A 21,500-nucleotide genomic window follows, 5' to 3' on the forward strand; every position below is an offset into this window, starting at 1 on the left:
AATTAAAATCACCGTTATCGAACATGTAGCTCTGAAAGTTTAATATTGCATTTGTTTACACTGATAGAAAAAAATCATTTTTGTACATAGGATCACACTAGATCGTTTTCTATCCTGCAACTTACTTAGAAAAATATAACTCGAGATAAGTTTTTATCTATTACACACTATTACAAGGTATATCGAGGTGATTGTACTGAGTATTCTATTAGCTTTTCTCATGAAGGCTGACCTCAATCATCCAGCCTTTCACGATTTTGCGCCATCTCTCCAGGCGCTAGATATGACCGGTTTCTTTCAGGCGGTTCAAAAGCTCCGTCACTTGCCGAATCCCCTCCTCCGTGCGACATAAGTAAGCCGGACTCACCAAACCCAGTGCAATATTTTCCGTCTGTAGCCAATCATCCGCTTTTGCCCGGTCACCAAAGTATTCTAGGGCATCATCGTAGAGCGCTTCAGGAATGTGCTGTTTATCCATTTTCCATCTCCTAACCAACCACAAACTCATTATCAATAACCTAGCCTGATTTCATAACAGCGACAGTTAGCGATATCACAATTGACCGACAAAAGTGAAAGCCATACTCTATACCCAAGCCACTTGGGTACATAGCCCATCAAGATAACGACAAAAAACAACAAGCCCAACCAACCGCTGGCTGCTTGCGTTTGCAACAAGGAAACCTGCATGAGCAACACCGTTGATCTAAGCCTGCTCATTGAGCGCATCTCTGCCGCAGATACCGACGAACAGCGTCAAATATTCAATGAACCCGAGATCCAACAACTAGAAGCCGGCGCCTTTGCCACCTTGTTCGAGGCACTGCCCCTTGATCAACGTATGGAGCTCTGGCGCCAGTTACCCCTCAATGATCACGTCGATGTGCTCACCGCCATGCGTGCTGACACGCGTGAGTGGGTGATCCAGTCACTCAGTGATACCGAGCTGGATTTGGTACTCGGCCAGCTCGATAACCTCTCCCTGATTGAATGGGCCGACTCGCTGCCGGAAGAGATCATCGAACGGGCCATCGGAAAACTCAGCAAAGAAGACATCGAGCTATTTGACCGGGCCAACCAGTACGATGACGATCAAATCGGCCGCTACGCCAACCCCAAGGTGCTTTCGCTGCCGCAGGGGATCTCTGCCAAAAGGGCCAAGGTATTACTGGAGCGTTACGGTTACCAGTATCCGGCTTCAATTTATGTGGTCACCCGCGATACCAAGTTTGTCGGTACCATTAACTACCAGCAGCTGAACGAAGCCGAGCCACTGACCAAATTGAGCAATCTGGCCAATACCGACTGCCTGGTACTGGAAGATGACGCCTCGCTCACCGAAGCGGTAGAGGCTGTCGAACACAGCCAGCAATTCAGCCTACCGATTGTTGACGAGAACTTCTCACTGATAGGCGAGATTGATACCCACCTTGCCATGGAGCTGATGCGCGAGAACTACGAGAGCACCTTGATGGCCAATGCCGGTATGAGTGAAGAGGACGATCTGTTCGCCCCGATAACAAAAAGTGCCAAGAAGCGTGCGGTGTGGCTCGGCATCAACCTCCTCACCGCCGTACTGGCGTCGATCACTATTAGCCTGTTTGAAGATGTGATTGCCCAGGTCGTGGCCCTTGCGATCCTGATGCCAATTGTCGCCTCGATGGGCGGCATTGCCGGCAGTCAGACCCTGACCCTGATGATCCGCGGTATGGCGCTTAATCAGGTCACCGCCGGTAACCGCCGCTCGCTGCTACACAATGAGTTGGGCATAGGTTTTCTCAACGGCGTGCTGTGGGCAGTATTGATCGGATTGATGGCGGGGCTGTGGTTCCAGTCACCGATGATCGGCGCGATTATCGCGGTCGGCATCGTGGTCAATATCATCACCGCCGCCCTGTTCGGGGTATTGATCCCTGTCGTGCTCGACAAGCTCAAGCTTGACCCCGCGCTGGCCGGCTCGGTGATCCTCACCACGGTTACCGACGTGGTCGGCTTCTTCGCCTTCCTCGGCACCGCCAAGCTGCTGCTGCTGTAAAAAAGGCTACCAGCCCATACCTTATGAAGAGGAAAGGGCTCAACGAAGCTGTTTGAGTATCACGCCGAGGAAAACGGCTCACCGGAAGTCGAAAAGACAAGCTCGCAACTCATGGATTGAGCCTGCTCAAACAGCTTTATAAGTTGCTGGGTATCAAACAATGGCTTTGTGGAGAATCGTATTATGACTTCCTTTATGTAATACCATTGCACAACGCCCTGCTGGAATAAAACCTGCTTTTACGCCAAAAGGGTTTTCTGGCACTTCTCCGATATGGCTGCCGCAGATATCAAATCGAAATTCTTCTTCTAGCACTTGGCTTGGGTCTCCATAAGGAATACCAAAGGTTTGGCTAGTTTTTATTGGCGAAAGCCCTGTCGATTTTCGCCATTCAATGAACTTAGCTGCCGTTTCAAAAACTCTTTGGGGGTTTCCTCGATGCTCAATAAAAGCGATAGTTGTGACCGTTATGTTCTTTTCAAATGCTAAACGAAATGACGCTCGTTTAAGCCTTGCAAGCAGCACATATTGCGTAGCACTAATCCCCATAAATGCAGAGAACACTCGCTGAAAATGATATTTGGAACAAATAGCAATCTGGCTCAGTTGCTCTAAGGTCAAGGTGGGGATCTATATACTGACAGACAGTTTGAATTTGCTGTTCTCGGCGCTTGTTAGCTCTTGTCATCGAGTAAATTTGTCTCAATTCAGAAGGTGTGAACATAGTATGGTTGGGTTGAATGATTTACATGACCAAAGTTGCGCACTTTCTACCGTACAAATGAGCAGTTAATAGGTTGATACGGTGTTGTTCGGTGTAAATATACCAATGTTGATAGCAGTACGTTTGAGGTTAGGGGGGATGAAAATAGGAAGGCTCGGAGTCAACACATTCTGTCCAGAGGTGTCCTGACGGGCCGTGTAACACAGAAATGCCCCAAGACTTGTTTAGAGCATATGAAACCATCATGAGATTTATTTGGTCAACAAGCTGTTGGCCAAATACAGGAACACATATTCGTATAACAAGCTGCCGTACAATCTTGCAAAAATGAGCTGACAAGTCTCTGCCCCGTTTTGTGTTAACGAGTAACTTATCTGTACGTGAGTGTATAACGAATGTATTGTAATAAAACTAATCGAACGAGATATATTGACAGTGGCGAAGCATGACTGCAATCGACCAAATCCACAATAAAATCAAACGCTCACGCCGTTATGTATTTGAGCGTAAGGACTTTGATAAATACGCAAGCTATGGCCAGGTAGGTCGTGTTTTGAAAAAGCTAGTGGAGAAAGGTGTACTGATGAAAATCGGATATGGCCTATACACCAAGTCAACGATCAATAGTCTAACTAACAAGCCGATGCCTACGAACCCTGGCGGTACTGATGCAATCATGCGTGAGGTGCTAAAAATGCGCGGTGTAGACTTTGAGCTGGACGCTATGTCACAGAAAAGTCTCAATGGACAGTCCACTCAAATACCAGCCAATATCCAACTCAAGTGGGACCCTAAGCACTTCAATCGTTGCATCAAAGTTGGCAACAAAGTGATGAGGAATCAACGGAAAGCTTAAACACGTTTTTGCCCCATTATTAGCTAGCGCTCCTACTCATTTACATTATGTTAACATTAGTTTACCTTACTAAAATTTATCTGAATGCACATGCGGTCGACCACAATGAAATCTTTGACGAAAGTATGGAGCCATTCAGTGCTTACTCTTATCGTTCTTAGGGTAATAACTGGCTCCGATGCAAAGTTTACGAAAAGCCTGATAAATCAGGTGTTTCATACCCTAATCAGTAAACATTTCCTCAATTAGACGCACTTCGGCTAAGGGACCTCGGCCATACAGCGAGGCATCAAATTGCCCTTTGCTAAACATACGCATTACCTCAAATCCTTTGATCGTGGCAAACGTTGTTTTCAGGGGTTCAAACCCTCGAACCGGATTGATAAGTCGCTTCAACTTACCATGTTCGGATTCTATCCGGTTGTTTAGGTATTTGACCTGTCGCTGCATGGTGCTATCAGCACACACCTTCTTTTTCTTTAATGCCGCCAGTGCCGGTGTATACAATCTATCTTTATCCGTGTTGATCGTCTTCGGATGGTGATGAGGTTTGATACTGCGTAAGGCCTTACCCAGAAAGCATTTCGCTGCCTTTTGATTTCGAGTACGAGAGAGATAAAAATTGACAGTATGACCTGCTTTGGTGATGGCGCGATATAAGTACATCTAGCGACCACCTACTCGGATATAGGTCACATCAACCTACCAGCTGCTACTCCAGCCTGGCTTCCAACACCAGCGTAGCCGCCGTTCTACCTCTGATGCATAACGCTGTACCCATCGATATAAAGTAGTGTGACTGACGGTAACTCCTCGCTCTAATAACATTTCAGCCAGCTCTCGGTAGCTGATGCCGTATTTACAGTACCATCGTGCCGCCCAAAGAATGATATCACGAGTGAAGTGGCGACCTTTGAAATCTGACATGCTATGGCTCCGTTAGGTATTTAAGGCTAGCGTGCCTGAATATTCAAACTTTGCAACGGAGCCCCAATGGCGGCAGTGCACAATTTCTCTGTGAAGTCTACTATAAATGGAACCCTGTTGAGCATCTGCTTGTTTCACCGAGTGTGCAATATATTGTCAATCCGGCGCACAACGATGATGTCAGTAGGCTCTGACTAGAGGCCTTAAAAGTGCGTATTACGTTCTAATAAGGGAGGGGTTACTTAGAACCAACTAATGTTTGCATTGTTTAAGTGTATAAACGATGGGCCTTTTATTGGTTTGTTTTATGATGAGGACCAAAAGTATGAAATTGAAAATGCTATCAAAGTTCGTAACTGCAGCTACGTTGTACCTTTGCGTTTCGAGTCTTGTAACTGCAGCGGATTATGATGTGGTGATCCTGAATGGCCGAGTGATGGACCCGGAAACCAAATTAGATGCAGTAAGGAATGTTGGTATTAAAGATGGCATTATCACAGCTATTACCGAACACAGCATAAAAGGTACCAAAACCATTGATGCTACAGGTCAAATTGTGGCGCCTGGGTTTATCGATTTGCATGCTCACGGTCAGAACATAGGTGACTACCGCATGCAAGCCATGCAGGGCGTAACCACCATGCTGGAATTGGAATCTGGTGTTCTGCCAATTAGTGATTGGTATTCAGACCAAGGTGCCAAAGGATTACCGCTTAACTATGGTGCAGCAGCGGGTTGGACCTATGCCCGAATCGCGACTTTCAGTGATACTAAGCCAGAAGCGACAGCTGACTATTTCCAAAATGCACAATCCCGCGATGATTGGAAAATGGACATCGCTTCACCAGAGCAACTCGATGAAATCATAAAGTTCATTGAGCAGGGCCTGGATGAGGGGGGCCTAGGCATTGGTATCAATGCGGGCTATGCGCCTGGACACGGTCAAAAGGAGTTCTATGCCTTGGCAGAACTCGCTGCAGAGCGCAATGTCGCTACATACACTCACGTTAGATATGCCAGCAACGAAGAACCACAAAGCTCATTTGAAGCGGTTAAGGAGTTGATTGGAAACGCGGCTATAACCGGCGCCCACATGCACCTGTGCCATATCAATAGCACTTCTCTAAAAGATATTTATACCATTTTGCCTATGGTTGAGACGGCGAAAGACCAAGGCATTAATGTCACCGTCGGTGCTTATCCTTACGGTGCTGCCAGTACAGTGGTAGGGGCTGCGATGTTCCAGGGTGAAGGTTGGCGCGAGCGCATGGGCTCAACCGCTGAAAACTTCCAGTTAGGTGTCGAGCGCATGACGGAAGAGCAACTTGCCGATTATCAAAAGAACAGTCCGGGAACATTTATTGTTTGGCACTTCCTGGATGAGCAAAACCCAGAAGACTTAGCAAGACTGGACGCTTCAATTTTGAGCCCAGACGTGATGATTGAATCTGACGAAATGTTCTGGATGCACATGGACGAGCAAGGCCACGTCCACAACTATGATGGCGATGAGTGGCCACTGCCAGAAGGTATGTTCTCACACCCTCGTTCAAACGGTACCTTTGCCAAGATACTGCGAAGCTATGTTAGAGAGCGAAAGTTAATGAGCATGCAGGATGCCCTGCGAAAGATGACCTTGATGCCCGCTCAAACTCTGGAAAAGTTTGTACCGCAGATGAAGAAAAAAGGCCGAATTCAGGAAGGCATGGATGCTGACATCGTGGTGTTCAACCCAGATACCATTAGTGATGTGGGCACATACGAAAAACCCAACCAACCAGCGGTGGGTGTTCAGGCTTTGTTAGTCAATGGACAATTGGTCGTCTCCGAAGGTGAACTGATTAAGTCCGCTGCTCCAGGCCTGCCGATTCGTCGTGCAATCAAGAAAAACTAACTCATATCAGCATGACCGACCAAGTATATCTGGCGAGTTTAATGCCAGCTTGGTTGAGTAACATCTGCTACTACAGTTGTTAAACCGATACGGAGAGCACAATGGGTAAGTCAAAAGTAAGTTTACGAACAGCAATAGGAATCGGATTGGTACTATTAATGATTGGTTATACCAATGGTGCCGTAGCAAAAGGCTATGACTTGGTTATCAAAAACGGCCGAGTTATGGATCCCGAAACCGGGTACGATAAGGTCGCAAGCGTTGGTATTAAAGATGGCCGTATAGCCATCATCACTAACAACAACATCGACGGCAACGACGTTATCGATGCGGCTGGGCACGTGGTTGCACCTGGGTTTATTGATACCCACTTCCACTGGCAAGCACCGTTGGGGTACAAAATTGGTCTGAGGGATGGCTTGACCAGCAGTATGGACCTTGAGGAGGGTTGCGCAGGAACGACTCTCGGCGCCTGGTATCAAGAGCGAATCGGTAAGACAGCAGTCAACTTCGGATGTGCATCTAGCCACGAGCTAGCTCGTGCAATTGTTTTGGATGGCCTCCAGGAAAAGGATGTGAGCCAGGGGCCAATGAGCGCATTCGAAACCCGCAAGGGGACGGGCTGGAGTTCGGCCAAACCGTCCCTTGAGCAGGGCAACGAAATCCTGCGGATTATCGACAAAGGCTTGCAGGATGGGGGAGTAGGGATTGGTAGCACCTTGGGGTACATGCGCGAAGGTGTTACAACGCGTGAACTTTACGAAGTACAAAAGGTTGGAGCTCGTTATGGACGTCACACCGCAGTGCACACCCGCTTTACACCCGACAGCGCCACCTTTGAAAACTTAGGCACTCAAGAAGTGATTGCCAATGCTCTTTCACTCGGTGCTCCGGCGATGATTTGCCACTTTAACAATCCTGGTTGGGAGCTAGGACACGAGCTTCTTTTTGGATTGCAACAACGGGGTTTTAACATATGGGGAGAAATCTACCCTTACGCTGCTGGCTCAACAACGCTCAATGCAGTCTTCCTGAAGCCTGAAAATTGGGTAGAAAAACTGGGACACCGCTATGAAGATACCATGGCTGATGCTGCGACTGGTAAGTTCTATACCCTTGAAACCTATGAAGCTGGCTTGAAGGAGAACCCCACACAGGAAATCATCCTGTACAAGATGCCTCCCGAAGACGCGGTCAGTTGGCTCAAACTCAAGGGGGTCACGATGGCTAGTGACGGCATGAATGCCGAACCTTCTTTCGGCCCTTGGGAAACACCTTTGGAAGAATTGGGCAATATGCATCCGCGGGGAGCTGGAGCTCGGGCCAGCAGTGTACGTCTTGCTCGTGAAAATGATATTCCTCTAATGCAGATCATGTCGATTCTCAGTTACAACGCAGCCAAACACCTCGGTGATACAGGCCTCAAGGCGATGCAGGAGCGTGGCCGTATCCAGAAAGGAATGATTGCAGACATTGTCGTTTTTCACCCAGAGAAATTTACTGACAACGCCACATACCAGAACGGCTCGCTTCCTTCAACAGGTATGAAGTCGGTTATTGTAAACGGCACAGTGGTACTTAAAAATGACAAAGTTGTAAATGGTGTTTTCCCAGGTCAACCCATCCGTTTTGAGCCAGAAGACAAGTCTCGCTTTGAGCCGCTTTCATTAGAAGCTTGGAAAGGGGCTTTTATGACAGGTACGCCTCATCTGGAAGCTGGTGAGTTCTCAAAGCCTGAAGAAAAGTAGTAGGTCTACGTACAGAGCAAATGCCAAACAGGTAGTAAGTATCCATATTTCTAACCAACTGTAGCGCCAACTTCGCGGCTTGCTTGTAATACAAGGGTCACCAAGTTGGTGCATTTTTGTGCTTGCATAGAAAGCTTGTTTCTTTTGGTTAGCGTGGGGCATGAATACCGAGTCACAAAACAGAGAGATATCGATGATGTTTATTAGTACTGACCTGTCCCCAAAATCTAATCTGACAACGGCATCACAAAACCCTCGGGTAACTGCTAGATCAGGTCCGATTTAATAAACATTAGAAAAAAAGCCGTTTACTTGTTTTTCCCCAAACCAACTAATCCGACGCAGGTGCGTGTGAGCACAACCGCCAACTCACTAATTAGATGGTACGCCCCATCCCTTCCCTACAATTGGGTTAGGTGACCACTGGGAGAGACCATCATGCAAAGCACTGTGATCATAGGCATTGGTATTGGTAAAAATCTTTTTCATCTCGTCGGCAGAGATAAGGTTGGCAGGGAGATTTTCCGTCATAAGTTTAACCGAACCAAGCTTATTCAGTTTCTTTCGTGTCACGAACCAGTGGTTGTTGCAATGGAGTCTTGTGGTGGCTGCCACTGGTTAGCAAGGAAGTGCGCGAGTTACGGGCATACACCAAAGCTCATTCCTCCTCAGTATGTTAAGCCGTATGTAAAATCACATAAAAATGATTTTATTGATGCAGATGCGATTGGAGAAGCAGCATCACGACCTCATATGAGATTTGTCACGGCCAAGTCAGAAGAAGCACAAGTGCTAACTGTTATTCGGCGTGTCAGAGCGGCTTATATAAAAGATCGCACAGCATGCATGAACCGTATTGGTTCGATGTTGCTTGAATTTGGGATCAGCTTGCCCACAGGGCATCATCAAATGAAAAATGTTTTCCAACGCATTATGGATCATGATGAACTCCTTCCTCCTTTGCTTCTTCTCGAAGTAAAGCAGCACTTTGACCATTACGAGTTGCTCAACTCAAGAATCAAAGAACAAGAAGATAAGCTACAAAGGATTATGCGACAGCAAGAAACAGCCAAGCTTCTGCAGACCATACCAGGTGTTGGTCCAATAACAGCCTGCTGTTGTTTGTCCGCTGTTGCTAACCCTCAAGATTTTAAAAATGGACGCAACTTTGCTGCTTGGATAGGCCTTGTTCCCTATCAATATTCCACGGGCGGTAAATCAAGGCTGCTTGGCATATCAAAGCGCGGGAACAAAGAACTCAGAGAGATGTTTGTTCATGCCGCTAGAGCTGTGATGTGGCGTGATGAATCAGCCGAAAAGTACTTCGGCATTTGGCTCATAGAGCTCAAACGAAGAAAGCCATTTAATGTCGCTGTTGTTGCTTTGGCTAATAAAATTGCACGTATAGCGTGGTCAGTGATGGCTGAACAAAAGCCATTTGAAATTAGAAACTAATACAGAGTTTGCAATGATAATCATTGATGACAAAACGGTTAGACCACCAGATTGAAGACCTGATGGACAGAACAGCAATAGCATGCTTTCTCACTTTTGAGGACAATCTGGCGCGGATCTCATCGTAGAGCTGGGACTAATGAAAGTCTCTAACAGACTCTGAATACATTAGCGCAAACCAACTCCGTTATCGGGTTTATCACTTGCAAAACGGGGCGTACCATACATTTTGTCCAATTGCGTACTGACGGGGTAGATCATCGTAACGCAGATCTGATCTGCACCAACCATACTGGACACATCACTAAGCGACTTTCTAATACTAAAAGTTATCCGCATTTCTCTAATTTAAGTGATTACTCTAAGAAGGTTTTGTCCAAAAATGTGTCACATGGTAAAGCTTATTCGCATAGGTCACACCATTAAGACTTCGATTCATTGGTATAAAAAAGGGACCTAACAAACGTAGATCCCTTTCTCTCATTGGCCTAGGCAAGTCGCCCAGCTTTTACTTTACACTATTCTGCGCCGTCGCGTAGAAGTCACGCGCCCTCGCCCAGACGCCGTTTGGATCTTCACCTTTACACAAGGTCAAAAGGTGCGGCAGCAGCTGGCCGGCGAAATCTTCGCTGCTTTCTTTCGGCAGTACTGTAGGCAGGTGATCGACCGCCTGCACATATAGCCCGCTGACATCCGATTCGATAATAGGCTTGGCCAACTTGGTGCTTTGGTTGTAGATGCGAATTGGGTTATCCGGGTTGTTTGGATCGCAGCTGACATCACTGACCATGCTCAGGCGTGGGCTCTCACCCAGGCTTTCCTTGGTAATGAACGGCGGTGTGCCTTCAGCCAGATAAGCACAGTTAACCAAGATGTCGTAATCATTGATTGCGGTGAACGGGCCGCCTGCTTTGGTTTCTTCGATATCCCAGCCGTCGGCCTCGATACTCAGCTCGGCAAACAAGTCCAGCGCGCCACGGCCACAGCGGCCAAACTGACCGATAACCAGCACCTTAGGCTTCTCTGACAGTGTTGCGACCTGCTCGCTCAGTACTGCTAGGTAATGGTCGCGATCCGGGTAGCTGCCCACCGCGCCGAACACGTCTTTACAGTGTAAATGGTGGATATAACCCGACAGGCCAATCGCTGCGCCAACATAACCTGCCCAGTAGCCGAAGGCACAGACACGCTTGCCCATTTCGTCTTGCAGGAACTCCAGGTCGAGGATTTGGCCGCCACCGGCATTGAAGCGCGACAGGATCTGCACCGCTTCATCCTGCCCCTTGAAGGCATGGGCAAAGTAAATATGCTGGTGCTTGAGCGGGAAGTCGTCTTCAGCCAGCTCTTTCAAACCCAAGATATAAGCGTGCTCCGGAGCGTCAGTCCAGCTATGGCCTGCCGCCAGCTCACAGCCCACATCGACATAGGCCTGATCAGGAAAAATGCGGGTGTCGCTGCGCTCGACGATCACTTGGGCACCCTCATCAATCAGGGCTTTGGCTCCGGCTGGTGTCAATGCGGTTCGGTGCTCACCCACTTTTACTTCATCTCTTAGCCAAAATAGTGTGTTCATTATCAATCCTTTTCAAACGGTAGCTTGTTAAGTCATCTCTACTTATGCAGTAGCGACTTAAGCGGTAACAGGGCTGGCTGCGGCCTGACGGCGCACCATCAAGACAATCAGTGCAACTTGCAATACGGCGGCCAATACAATGGTGTACGGGCTACGGGTGATTTCGGCAACCATGAAGCCGATACTGGCCGTCACGCCAGTCAAAATTGCATACGGGAACTGGGTACGGACGTGGGAAACGTGATCACATCCGGTCGACATCGAGCTGAGGATCGTGGTATCGGAAATCGGTGATGAATGATCCCCCAGCATGCCGCCACTCAGCGCAGCACCGATACAAATCAGCGGGTCAGCACCCAGCGCACTGGCGATCGGAACCGCAATTGGGATCAGGATGGCAAAAGTGCCCCACGACGAACCTGTTGCCACCGAAATAAAGCTGCCGATAATGAAGATCAGCGCGGGCAGCATAAACACCGGCAGGCGGTCATTCATCACCTGGCTGATATAATCCCCAGTCCCCAGAGACTTACAGATATCACCCAAGGTCCATGCCAATAGCAAGATAACCAAAATTAGCATGATCCGCTGCATGCCCGACACAAAAGTGTTGAAGGCTGTCGAGGCGGTCATAGTTTTGGTGTAGGCGTAATAGGCAATTGCCGTCACCGAGGCAATCAGATAGCTGGTACCGAGCGATGCACGGATTACCGGGCCATTAATAGTGCCATGCAGATGGTAATTGTAGGTGAACAAAGCGATCAGCGTGCCGAACAAGACTGCCAGCGGCAACACAATCAGTGAGATACGGCCTGACTTCGCCTGCTGGTTATCAACTGACTGCACACTCACCTCAGCCTGCTGGCGCGCTTGCTGCTCGGCTTCGGCCATTGGCCCCCAGTCTTTTTTCAGCACGGCGTAGACAGGCACACTGAACAGTGCCAGCAAAGCGTAAAGCTGGTAAGGGATCACCTGCAGGAAAGTCGCAAATCCATCGACCGACTGGCCCATGTTATCGAACGCGTTCTCAATCAGGCCCTGCGAGTACACCCCCCAGCTGATAATCGGGATCAGCACACAAATCGGTGATGAGGTGGAATCGATGATAAAAGCCAGTTTCTCCTTGCTCAGCTTGAGCTTGTTGTAGATTGGCGAGAACATCGGGCCGAGGATCAATGAATTGCCCGAGTCGGTAAAAAACACCCCGATCCCGGTTGCCCAGGTCGCAAGCTGGGCTTTCAATGGTGATGACACATAACGGGTGGCCATGGTCGAAAACGCCGCCATGCCACCGCTTTGCTCGACCAGATAGATAAAACCAGAAATGATAGTAATAACAATAATGATCTGTGCGTTGCTGCCCGATGCAAGCTGGGTGAACGGCCCATCCGACAAGAACATCAACGCAGTATCGACCGGATGGCCCTTGGTTAAGATCAGCATACCGCTGATCACTGCAACCCCCAGAGCCAAAACAACATGCCGAGTGGTAAAGGCGAGTATCAGCGCCAGCACCGCGGGTACGATGGACAACAATCCGTAATCAGCCATTCGTAGTCTTCTCCTGAAAAAACAACATCAAGGTATTCGAGTATTCAAAGAGGAGGGGCGTATAGGAACGCGAGCGACAAAGGCTGTACGAAATCGGTAGGTGAACTTACCTGTTCGAAAACAAAAATTGCTGTAGCTCTCCATCCGGGCAGGGCCCAGGATGACAGTGCTGCTCCTATTAAGAACAACCCCAGCAGCTTGGCTGACGACCAGAACCACTTCGGCATTGACTCCTTTCGTTTAGCGTCACCGGCTGTCGACCTTCACTAAACTACTGTTAGGCAATGCGCCTCTACGTTGCAGGCAGTGAATAACCACCCGCTTCATATTGAATAAAACACAAAAACAGATAATCCAAACCCTATTGACGCCACAGCGTGATAGAGATCACACAAAATATCCTTTCAAACAATAATTTAACATCAACAAACACTGTAAATACAACAATGCGTAGATAAAATCACCACAAGGGTTAATTATCAAGCAGAGCAGATAGTTGCAGACAGTCGCCCAGTGAAAGTAGGGTTATTAGTATTTAACTTGAGTTGGGTGACGATGCCGTAAGAGGTGCAATCAAATAAAACAAAATTGCATATTTACCCAACCATCAGAATCTGGAAGTGCTTAGGGAAGTATTGACGTTCAGAAATAACAGATACAAAAAATGCCGGCCTAGGCCAGCATTTTCTTAAAATAAGTTCGATGACTTATAGAGTAACTACGTTTGCAGCTTGTGGACCTTTTTGGCCCTGCTCTACGTCAAAAGATACTTTCTGACCTTCAGAAAGTGTCTTGAAACCTTCAGAAGCGATTGCGCGGAAGTGTACGAATACATCAGCACCACCGTTGTCCTGAGTGATGAAACCGAAACCTTTTTCTTCGTTAAACCACTTAACGATACCAGTAGACTTAGACATATGTTGTCCCTTATTTAAATTCATTTAGACCGCCAACTAAGGCGATATGTAGTAATTGAATTATTAATGTTACGAAAAATATAAGGGAAACAGTTAGATAAAATACAAAGATGTATAAATATCAGATGGTTTAACTTGTACTTGATGTTGCATTAAATAACTCTTCTCAAAATGAGCACGCGCATCATAACAGCAGAGCGGAAAATATGCAGTGAATTTTTGACAAAACTTAATATAAATTTCAGAGATATTAACAATCCGTTCAGCAACTCAAGCACACCACCATAGTATCTCCCCCCTCATCAATGGCTAAAACGAGAAAAAAACCGGCTATCGTCGCGCTCATGAGGTTGGACAGAGTGACGTCAAAAATACCTCGGGCGCAGCATACCCGAGGTGGTTGGAAAGTTAGTGGTTAATCCAGTGTTTTACAGCAAGTTCAGCAACTTGCATTTCGATATCGAAAGGGACCGGTTGGGGAATATTCTGCAGCGAGTCCCGGTTAAGGGCGATACGCTCTAAACTGAGCGACTGCAATGCCAGGCCGAGATCCATAATTTCTATCGGGTTTCCGTCACCCGCCGATAGGTTAACAAGGTTGGCATCCGACAGGACGAACAGCTGCTTTTCTTCAAGTTGGTAAGCCGTTACATGAGGACGGATCTTATCCTGGCTTTGGCTCACCGCAGCCAAATCCGCAAGGTTGATTTCACGCTGGAAATGCCCCGCATTGGCGATAATCGTATTGTCGCGCATCAATTCGAAGTGCTCCTTGCGCAGCACGTTGTCACGGCCAGTAATGGTGACGACCATGTCGGCATCCGGCAAAGCCTCTTTCAAGGTTGAGGTGTAGAAGCCTTCCATATGCGCTTCAAGCAATGTCAGTGGGTTGGACTCAACGACGGTAACATGGGCCCCCATACCTCGCAGGCGCTGCGCCGTACCGGAGCCGCAATAACCATAACCAATCACCACGACCTTCTTGCCGTGCAGCATGACGTTGGTGGCGCGCATGATGCCATCGACAACGGATGAACCAACACCGAAACGGTTTTCGATAATACGTTTGGCTTGGGTATCATTGATGATCAAGGTGCTGAACTTGTCAGCATGGAAGTCTTCACGCAAGCGGTTAGCCCCGGTGGTGGTTTCCTCCGTGGCCCCTAGCAGTGAAGTTTGAAAACCGCTAAATTCTGGCTCGGTAAAAATGAGCTCGTGCAAATCAGCACCGTTGTCGGCAATGATGTCCGGTTGGTGAGATAACACTTTGCGGCAGTAGTTAATATGATCATCAAAGCTTTCGTCACGGCGGGAATAGACACTTACCCCATAGTCTTCGACCAATGCGGAAGCGGTTTCATCTTGGGTTGACCCCGGCGATCCGGTGATCACCACTTTGGCCCCCCCTTTGGTCAAGGCCTCCAGCCACACACCGGTTTTGGCCTCAACGTGCAAGCAAATACCGATTGTCAAACCGGTAAACGGCTTTTCTTTTTCAAAGCGCTCGATAATGCTGCGCATGATTGGCATGTGGTTACGAGCCCATGCGACACGCCTGCGGCCAAGTGGCGCAAGAGATAGATCGGCTACGTCGTGTTCAGGGTAGGTATTCTGTTCCATAGGAGCCTCTGTTGTGAGAACGTTTTGTGGCCCACAAATCTTCCCTCAAATGCCCTGCAAACTTAATCAACTTATCAAGAACTGATAGTTTCCCCTGAGTGCAAAATAACGTGACCCATCACACATCAACCATAAAAATGATAAAAATCCTCCTATCCAGACTATTTATTCGGTATACAAAATCTATAAGTTTCCACATTGGAAACATTAGCAAAACTGAAACGATCAAAAACAGATGCCCTCCCTTCGACACTACGCCACAAGGAGCTAAAGGGTGAAAACCATGAACCTGAATCTATTGGCCACCTTCTACACCGTGGTCATGAACAACTCGTTTTCAATCGCTGCCGACAAGCTGTGCTTGTCAAAATCCGTGATTAGCAAGCATGTGAAACAGCTCGAGCAAGAATTGCGCTGCTCGCTGATCCAACGTACTACCCGGCAGATCAACCTGACAGAAGAAGGGCAATTCCTTTACGAGCGCTGCGCTGAGATCTTCGACAGCGTTGATAAGTGCTATGACTTCATCGACGAGCGCAAAGATATCGTCAGGGGAAAACTGCGGGTAAAAATGCCAGCGGTGCTGGAGTTCGATGATTTCATCACCGACACCTTTGCCCAGCTGCTATCAACCTATCCAGAGCTAGAACTCGACCTGATTTTCGACAACCAGATTGGCGATCTGATCCATGAACAGGTCGATCTGGTGCTTAAGATTGGCGCACTGGAAGACAGCTCGTACAAGTGCAAAAAAATCAAAAATATCGGGACCTATGTTGTCGCCTCACCCACGTACTTGGACAGATATGGCATCCCCGTAAAACCATCAGATTTGATTGGCCACAAATGTATGAACTATACCCACTGCCTCACCAAAGATAAGTGGATGTTCATTGATAATGGCAAAGAAACCAAAATTGAAATCTCACCATTTCTGCAGCTTGAGAGTGAGTCATTACTCACTCGCTATGCTTTAAAGGGCATGGGGGTAACAACCACCCTAGATTTTATTACTGAGTCATATATTCAATCCGGTGAGCTTGTCAGTCTGCTGGATAACTATACCTGGAAAACCGAACTGTATGCCGTGTATCCCAACAATGCCGTCATACCTTTGAAAACTCGCAAATTGATCGATTTACTCGCAAGCACATAAAAGGCCTAAGGATGAAAACAGCGTTTATCTCCGCGCTGCCCAAACACATTTAGAAACACTTCCCCATGGCATTTTTCAGCACCTATTCAATCTGCAAGGCTATGATGGACGCGAAATATCCACAGAGAATGTAATGCTATGAGTGTGTTCGACCTGATCGCCGAAAACCAGATCCAAGACTACAACCGCCGCAAGGCCAATGGTGAAGTGAAGGAATCACGCACAATCCAACCGGAAGAGAGAACCAGCTTCGAGTCCCACCTGTTCAAGTCAATTGTTGGCTGTTATGAAAAAGCGGCTGAAAAACCAGAAGGTGAACGCCTGGCACTCGAAGAGCGTGCCGAAAGCCTGAGGATGCAGCTGTTGATCGGGTTGGAGCAAAAAGGGATGCGCATTACTGCCCAATCCATGGCTAAAGAGCTAATGACAAAACGTCAGGCTATTTTGGGCGGCGCTTAAAAACCTAAATATGTCTTTTTGTAACAACAGGTTACGTCATATTAATCCCTACTGAGGCATTGATCTCAAATATACAAAACTTCATTGCAACGTCACAAGATCAATTGATAAACCTGATGCATATCAAGTTTTTCTCAGCATTGTTCTGGTTAATTTATAACCAGACAGAGCGGTCAGGAGAACGATGTTATGAAAGTACCAATTCGATGCCCCGAATGTGATAACACCTCAGGATTAAACCGAGTTAGACGCAAATGGCATGAAAAATCACTGGTTACCGCAGGGCAGGAAAAACTGCAGTGCCCGAAATGTCTTTCATTTTTCATGCGCGGGCTTGGCCAACAAGAACTACTTTATATCGGCACCCATGATGCGGTGAAGAAGAAAGAGCCTGTGTTTGAGGTCTAACTTCTCTCTTATAAACTTGGCAAGCTCAACCCATATCATAAGCGCCGATCACGTCGGCGCTTTTTCATTTCAGGCTAACTCTCAATTTCCTGCTGCAGCTTTTCGAGCTCTTCGAGTATCCGCAGAAACTTCTCGCCAAACGGAGTGACATGGTACTCCACACGCGGTGGTAGCTCGTTAAACACCACTTTGTCCAAGATACCGAACTCGACATTCTTCCTCAGGCACTCATTGAGAACCTTGGTCGACAGTCCTTCTACCGCGCGAACCATTTCTCCCGGCCGATTGATGCCATTTGCCAGTAACTGATACACCGTCAGTGACCACTTGCACCCGTAAATCGTCTCTACCATCCGCGCTGCACGCTCGGGGGCGGATTTTCGCGAAAAAAAGTTTTCCTGTGTTTTCATAAAGATGTACCAAAAAGTACCTACCCTACCGAATTGTACTGACTATTCAGCAGGTTAGTTGTGAACCTAAGATTAGCTTATCGCACACAGGCAGGAGAAAACAAATGACCTTTTCCCACACAGGCGCAGCACTTATTATCGGCGGCACCAGCGGTATGGGCCTTGAAACCGCCAAACAGCTCAGCAAACAAAGTATTGATGTGATCATTGTCGGCAACAATCGCGACAAACTCGACCAGGCGGTCAGTGCACTCAATGACCAGGGCGGTAAAGCGACCGGCCTGCAGGCCAACCTCTATCAGCCACAGGATGTCGACAAACTGATCGATAATATCAACAGCCATGGTGCCATCAGTTACCTGGTCAACGCTGCCGGATACTTCAACCCTAAAGCATTCATTGACCATTCCATGGCCGATTATGATACTTATATGGAGCTCAACAAGGCGACTTTCCGGATCAGCCAAGCCGTAGCAAAAGGCATGATTGAGCAAGGTGGTGGCAGCATCGTAAACATCGGCTCGATGTGGGCTAAACAGGCAATCAAAGCGACACCATCATCGGCTTACTCGATGGCAAAAGCCGGGCTTCATGCCCTGACCCAACATATGGCAATGGAACTGGCCGAGCACAGTATTCGCGTCAATGCCGTCTCGCCAGCAGTAGTGAAAACGCCGATTTACGGCGCGTTTATCGAACCGGAGCAGATTGATGATGCCTTAACTGGGTTCAACGACTTCCACCCTATCGGTAGGATCGGCACCCCGGAAGACATTGCCAACAGCATCTGTTTCTTGCTATCGGATGAGGCCAGTTGGGTAACCGGCGCTATCTGGGATGTAGATGGCGGCGTGATGGCAGGCCGAAACTGACCTATTAACAAAACCTATTAATAAAAAAGGGGAGGGAGGCAACATGCTCAACATGGATTTTCAGCAACGCTTGGTGATCGAGACCGAGCAAGTAGAGTGGCAGCCCAGCCCTGCACCGGGTGTATGGCGCAAGCCACTGGAGCGCGAAGCCAAAGAGTCGGGACATACCACCAGTGTCGTCCGCTATGGCGAGGGCTCATCATTTAGCTCCCATTTCCACCCCATGGGTGAGGAAATTTTCGTCCTGGATGGAATATTCTCTGACGAAACCGGCAATTTTGGCCCCGGCACCTATATCCGCAACCCGCCGGGCAGTCAGCATGCCCCGTTCAGCAAGGAAGGCTGTACCATCTTCGTCAAACTCAACCAGTTCATGCCTAACGATAGCCAGCAGATCCGTATCAATACCCACCAAACTCCCTGGCAACCGGGGATCGGTGGATTACAGGTCATGCCGCTGCATGAATTCGGTCATCAGCACACCGCTTTGGTGAAATGGCCCGCTGGTGAGCGATTCCAGCCCCACCGCCACTGGGGCGGAGAGGAGATTCTGGTTTTGTCTGGGGAGTTTCAGGATGAGTTCGGACAGTATCCCGCAGGCACCTGGCTGCGAAGCCCGCACCTGAGCGAGCATTTTCCCTTTGTCGAGCAAGAGACCGTCATTTTAGTGAAGACCGGGCACTTGCCGATTTAGCTAAGTAAGGGGGGGCCAACCCGTCGCCCCAATCCGCTCCAACTCGCCATGTATTTATCGAGACGGCGGCCTGAACGATCATCCGTTTTGCAGTGAATAGTAGTCGACTTCTTGCTCGGAATAACTGTATGCAAACCCCAGCTTCTTGAGCACATTGACCGATCCAGTATTCTCTGGCTCAACACCAGCAATGAAACTGGCAGCGTGTTCATGCGCGGACAAATAGGTCACCAAACCCTGCATTGCTTCTGTGGCAAACCCTTTGCCCCACCGGGCTTCGTCAAGCACGTAACCCAAGCGGTAGCAGTCTTCCGGCTCGGGAAAGACAAATAGATACCCCACCGCTTGCTGCTGCAAGGTTAGCCTCAGCACACTACCGGTTCGTGCCATGCCTTCGAGCCAGTGATCGACGTCCTCTGCAGTGTGGAAATTCTGACAGGACGGTGGTAGGTGGCGGCTGACCGGCTCGGTAAACATAGTCATGATTTCGTCCTGGATCCCCCGCATGGTGCGGTCTAGGGTCTTGGCCGACAACCTTTCGGTTGAGAAATTCATCTCGATTTTCATTGCCTTGTTTCCTTTTATTTGCTCACACCATCTTAATCAAAAACACAATTAATAGAGATAAATATTTCTCCATGTTCATCCTGCCACTGAATCGCTATGGTCAAACTTGTTTGCTACTTCACACCAAACTTTCAACTCAACACATATGCTTAGAGGCAACAGCCTCGAACATGAAGGAGAACCTCATGGACGTGCTAATTTTGGCCGGCCTAATTCTGCTTAATGGCGTTTTTGCCATGTCGGAAATTGCCCTGGTCACTGCACGAAAAAGTCGTCTGCAAAAACTGGCAGACAATGGCGACAAGGGTGCGACCACCGCCATCAAGCTCGGCGAGGAGCCGACCCGCTTTCTTTCCACCGTACAGATTGGCATTACCGCCATCGGCATCCTCAACGGGGTGTTCGGTGAAGCAGCCCTCGCAGGGCCACTGGCCGACAACCTCCAGCAACTTGGCCTCGCCGCCAAGACCAGCTCCGTAGCCGCCACCACCATCGTGGTTGTCGGTATCACCTACCTATCCATCGTCATTGGTGAACTGGTACCCAAGCGCCTGGCCCAGCTAAGCCCGGAGAGCATTGCCCGCATGATGGCCCGCCCTCTGACCGTGCTTGCCAGCCTATCCAGACCTTTTGTCTTCTTGCTGGCCACTTCCACCGAGCTGACCCTGCGACTGTTGGGCAAACACGGCAAAGAAAATCAAGGTGACGTTCTCACCGAGGAAGATATAAAAGCCGTACTGGCAGAGGGGTCACAGACGGGGGTTATCGAGAAACAAGAACATGCCATGGTCAAAAATGTCTTTCACTTTGATGATCGCAAGGTGACATCACTGATGACCCCTCGCAATGAGATCGTGGCGCTGGATCTCGATAAGCCAAGCGAAAGTAACCTCAACTTTCTGGTCGCCTCCAGTCACCAGCAATTTCCGGTGATCAGAGGCAATATGGATAATCCCAAGGGCATCATTACCACTAAACAGCTGTTGCAATACCACATCGCACGGCCACGCTGCCCGATAGAGCACTACCTGCTGCCACCGGTATTTATTCCGGAAAACTGGACCGGGATCCAACTGCTTGAGCACTTCCGCCACTCGGGAGATGTCATGGCGTTCGTCGTCGATGAATACGGCGATATCCAGGGTATCGTGACCCCGAAAGATATCCTCGAGGCTTTGGCCGGCGAGTTCAAAACCCGCGCCCCCGAAGATATCTGGTCGGTGGAAAATGAAGATGGCAGTTGGTCGATGGACGGACTGATCCCTATCTTGGTGCTCAAAGACTTGCTCGAGCTCGAAACCCTGCCCGATGAAGATCAAAACGGCTACCACACCCTAAGCGGCATGCTGATGTGGTACTTGAGCGGGCTACCTTCGGTGGGAGACAGCATCGAATGGGAAGGGTGGCAGTTCGAGGTGACCCAAGTCGAAGGCAACCGGGCGGATAAAGTCTCAGTGACCAGAAAAATGCCTGTCGAGGTCGAGGCAGCGGATGACAAGACCATCGATGAAGAAGACCAAACCAATAGACAGGCATAGTGAGCAAAATTTTACACAACCCTGTCTTTAGCAACCAAAGCCGAAGGTATATTCCGCTGCCCTCGCAAAGCACTGAGCACTGAGCACTGAGCACTG

Annotated in this window: 18 protein-coding genes, 2 pseudogenes and 1 riboswitch; of the genes and pseudogenes, 11 read left to right on the forward strand and 9 right to left on the reverse strand. The window is 48.5% G+C overall.

Annotated features, from left to right (window positions below):
- Positions 1–277: 277 nt before the first annotated feature.
- Positions 278–478, reverse strand: coding sequence for an MbcA/ParS/Xre antitoxin family protein (locus PTW35_RS26410; protein WP_281028166.1), 201 nt, complete (start codon positions 476–478; stop codon positions 278–280).
- A 210-nt stretch (positions 479–688) separates the two neighbouring features.
- Between PTW35_RS26410 and PTW35_RS26415 the strand changes: the two genes are divergently transcribed.
- Entirely contained in the window at positions 689–2,035 is a 1,347-nt protein-coding gene (locus PTW35_RS26415) for a magnesium transporter (protein ID WP_281028167.1), read from the forward strand.
- Positions 2,036–2,209: 174 nt separating this feature from the next.
- Here the strand turns inward: PTW35_RS26415 and PTW35_RS26420 are convergent.
- A pseudogene (locus PTW35_RS26420) lies at positions 2,210–2,723 on the reverse strand (GyrI-like domain-containing protein); the annotation flags it as partial.
- Positions 2,724–3,204: 481 nt separating this feature from the next.
- On the opposite strand from PTW35_RS26420, the gene PTW35_RS26425 reads away from it, so the two are divergent.
- Positions 3,205–3,615 (forward strand): DUF6088 family protein, encoded by a 411-nt coding sequence (locus tag PTW35_RS26425; protein ID WP_281028168.1) that lies wholly within the window; start codon positions 3,205–3,207, stop codon positions 3,613–3,615.
- 222 nt (positions 3,616–3,837) lie between these two features.
- On the opposite strand, the pseudogene PTW35_RS26430 reads toward PTW35_RS26425, so the two are convergent.
- A pseudogene (locus tag PTW35_RS26430) lies at positions 3,838–4,542 on the reverse strand (IS6 family transposase).
- 325 nt (positions 4,543–4,867) lie between these two features.
- Here PTW35_RS26430 and PTW35_RS26435 point away from each other — a divergent pair.
- The 3 genes from PTW35_RS26435 to PTW35_RS26445 all read left to right on the forward strand — a co-directional run bounded on the left by PTW35_RS26435 (position 4,868) and on the right by PTW35_RS26445 (position 9,639).
- Positions 4,868–6,436, forward strand: coding sequence for an amidohydrolase family protein (locus tag PTW35_RS26435; protein WP_281028169.1), 1,569 nt, complete (start codon positions 4,868–4,870; stop codon positions 6,434–6,436).
- 101 nt (positions 6,437–6,537) lie between these two features.
- Positions 6,538–8,184, forward strand: coding sequence for an aminoacylase (locus PTW35_RS26440; RefSeq protein WP_281028170.1), 1,647 nt, complete (start codon positions 6,538–6,540; stop codon positions 8,182–8,184).
- A 438-nt stretch (positions 8,185–8,622) separates the two neighbouring features.
- Complete coding sequence (locus tag PTW35_RS26445; RefSeq protein WP_281028171.1) at positions 8,623–9,639, forward strand: IS110 family transposase; 1,017 nt, start codon at positions 8,623–8,625, stop codon at positions 9,637–9,639.
- Positions 9,640–10,147: 508 nt separating this feature from the next.
- Here the strand turns inward: PTW35_RS26445 and PTW35_RS26450 are convergent.
- From PTW35_RS26450 to PTW35_RS26465, 4 genes are all read right to left on the reverse strand, one after another.
- A complete protein-coding gene (locus PTW35_RS26450) occupies positions 10,148–11,212 on the reverse strand; it encodes a saccharopine dehydrogenase (RefSeq protein WP_281028172.1) in 1,065 nt (354 codons plus the stop codon).
- A gap of 57 nt (positions 11,213–11,269) precedes the next feature.
- Positions 11,270–12,763, reverse strand: coding sequence for a Na+/H+ antiporter NhaC family protein (locus tag PTW35_RS26455; RefSeq protein WP_281028173.1), 1,494 nt, complete (start codon positions 12,761–12,763; stop codon positions 11,270–11,272).
- Between the two features lie 125 nt (positions 12,764–12,888).
- Positions 12,889–13,066: riboswitch (Lysine riboswitch) on the reverse strand.
- 404 nt (positions 13,067–13,470) lie between these two features.
- Complete coding sequence (locus PTW35_RS26460) at positions 13,471–13,680, reverse strand: cold-shock protein (protein ID WP_281028174.1); 210 nt, start codon at positions 13,678–13,680, stop codon at positions 13,471–13,473.
- Between the two features lie 408 nt (positions 13,681–14,088).
- A complete protein-coding gene (locus tag PTW35_RS26465) occupies positions 14,089–15,300 on the reverse strand; it encodes an adenosylhomocysteinase (protein WP_281028175.1) in 1,212 nt (403 codons plus the stop codon).
- Positions 15,301–15,583: 283 nt separating this feature from the next.
- On the opposite strand from PTW35_RS26465, the gene PTW35_RS26470 reads away from it, so the two are divergent.
- From PTW35_RS26470 to PTW35_RS26480, 3 genes are all read left to right on the forward strand, one after another.
- A complete protein-coding gene (locus PTW35_RS26470; protein ID WP_281028176.1) occupies positions 15,584–16,456 on the forward strand; it encodes a LysR family transcriptional regulator in 873 nt (290 codons plus the stop codon).
- 138 nt (positions 16,457–16,594) lie between these two features.
- Positions 16,595–16,915, forward strand: coding sequence for a hypothetical protein (locus PTW35_RS26475; protein ID WP_281028177.1), 321 nt, complete (start codon positions 16,595–16,597; stop codon positions 16,913–16,915).
- Positions 16,916–17,104: 189 nt separating this feature from the next.
- Positions 17,105–17,323 (forward strand): hypothetical protein, encoded by a 219-nt coding sequence (locus tag PTW35_RS26480; RefSeq protein WP_281028178.1) that lies wholly within the window; start codon positions 17,105–17,107, stop codon positions 17,321–17,323.
- A gap of 74 nt (positions 17,324–17,397) precedes the next feature.
- Here the strand turns inward: PTW35_RS26480 and PTW35_RS26485 are convergent, their stop codons facing one another.
- A complete protein-coding gene (locus PTW35_RS26485) occupies positions 17,398–17,733 on the reverse strand; it encodes a helix-turn-helix domain-containing protein (protein WP_281028179.1) in 336 nt (111 codons plus the stop codon).
- Positions 17,734–17,837: 104 nt separating this feature from the next.
- On the opposite strand from PTW35_RS26485, the gene PTW35_RS26490 reads away from it, so the two are divergent.
- Entirely contained in the window at positions 17,838–18,605 is a 768-nt protein-coding gene (locus PTW35_RS26490) for an SDR family oxidoreductase (RefSeq protein WP_281028180.1), read from the forward strand.
- Positions 18,606–18,648: 43 nt separating this feature from the next.
- A complete protein-coding gene (locus PTW35_RS26495; protein ID WP_281028181.1) occupies positions 18,649–19,299 on the forward strand; it encodes a cupin domain-containing protein in 651 nt (216 codons plus the stop codon).
- 78 nt (positions 19,300–19,377) lie between these two features.
- On the opposite strand, the gene PTW35_RS26500 is transcribed toward PTW35_RS26495, so the two are convergent.
- Complete coding sequence (locus PTW35_RS26500) at positions 19,378–19,866, reverse strand: GNAT family N-acetyltransferase (RefSeq protein WP_281028182.1); 489 nt, start codon at positions 19,864–19,866, stop codon at positions 19,378–19,380.
- Positions 19,867–20,051: 185 nt separating this feature from the next.
- On the opposite strand from PTW35_RS26500, the gene PTW35_RS26505 reads away from it, so the two are divergent.
- Complete coding sequence (locus tag PTW35_RS26505) at positions 20,052–21,404, forward strand: hemolysin family protein (protein WP_281028183.1); 1,353 nt, start codon at positions 20,052–20,054, stop codon at positions 21,402–21,404.
- The last annotated feature ends 96 nt before the right edge of the window (positions 21,405–21,500 follow it).

Source organism: Photobacterium sp. DA100 (genome assembly GCF_029223585.1).
In the GTDB taxonomy this organism is placed as follows: Bacteria; Pseudomonadota; Gammaproteobacteria; order Enterobacterales; family Vibrionaceae; genus Photobacterium.

Excerpts from the sequence above, each read along its gene's own strand:
- PTW35_RS26410 (WP_281028166.1), bottom strand. The coding sequence starts at position 478 with ATGGATAAACAGCACATTCCTGAAGCGCTCTACGATGATGCCCTAGAA.
- PTW35_RS26415 (WP_281028167.1), top strand. The coding sequence starts at position 689 with ATGAGCAACACCGTTGATCTAAGCCTGCTCATTGAGCGCATCTCTGCC.
- PTW35_RS26425 (WP_281028168.1), top strand. The coding sequence starts at position 3,205 with ATGACTGCAATCGACCAAATCCACAATAAAATCAAACGCTCACGCCGT.
- PTW35_RS26435 (WP_281028169.1), top strand. The coding sequence starts at position 4,868 with ATGAAATTGAAAATGCTATCAAAGTTCGTAACTGCAGCTACGTTGTAC.
- PTW35_RS26440 (WP_281028170.1), top strand. The coding sequence starts at position 6,538 with ATGGGTAAGTCAAAAGTAAGTTTACGAACAGCAATAGGAATCGGATTG.
- PTW35_RS26445 (WP_281028171.1), top strand. The coding sequence starts at position 8,623 with ATGCAAAGCACTGTGATCATAGGCATTGGTATTGGTAAAAATCTTTTT.
- PTW35_RS26450 (WP_281028172.1), bottom strand. The coding sequence starts at position 11,212 with ATGAACACACTATTTTGGCTAAGAGATGAAGTAAAAGTGGGTGAGCAC.
- PTW35_RS26455 (WP_281028173.1), bottom strand. The coding sequence starts at position 12,763 with ATGGCTGATTACGGATTGTTGTCCATCGTACCCGCGGTGCTGGCGCTG.
- PTW35_RS26460 (WP_281028174.1), bottom strand. The coding sequence starts at position 13,680 with ATGTCTAAGTCTACTGGTATCGTTAAGTGGTTTAACGAAGAAAAAGGT.
- PTW35_RS26465 (WP_281028175.1), bottom strand. The coding sequence starts at position 15,300 with ATGGAACAGAATACCTACCCTGAACACGACGTAGCCGATCTATCTCTT.
- PTW35_RS26470 (WP_281028176.1), top strand. The coding sequence starts at position 15,584 with ATGAACCTGAATCTATTGGCCACCTTCTACACCGTGGTCATGAACAAC.
- PTW35_RS26475 (WP_281028177.1), top strand. The coding sequence starts at position 16,595 with ATGAGTGTGTTCGACCTGATCGCCGAAAACCAGATCCAAGACTACAAC.
- PTW35_RS26480 (WP_281028178.1), top strand. The coding sequence starts at position 17,105 with ATGAAAGTACCAATTCGATGCCCCGAATGTGATAACACCTCAGGATTA.
- PTW35_RS26485 (WP_281028179.1), bottom strand. The coding sequence starts at position 17,733 with ATGAAAACACAGGAAAACTTTTTTTCGCGAAAATCCGCCCCCGAGCGT.
- PTW35_RS26490 (WP_281028180.1), top strand. The coding sequence starts at position 17,838 with ATGACCTTTTCCCACACAGGCGCAGCACTTATTATCGGCGGCACCAGC.
- PTW35_RS26495 (WP_281028181.1), top strand. The coding sequence starts at position 18,649 with ATGCTCAACATGGATTTTCAGCAACGCTTGGTGATCGAGACCGAGCAA.
- PTW35_RS26500 (WP_281028182.1), bottom strand. The coding sequence starts at position 19,866 with ATGAAAATCGAGATGAATTTCTCAACCGAAAGGTTGTCGGCCAAGACC.
- PTW35_RS26505 (WP_281028183.1), top strand. The coding sequence starts at position 20,052 with ATGGACGTGCTAATTTTGGCCGGCCTAATTCTGCTTAATGGCGTTTTT.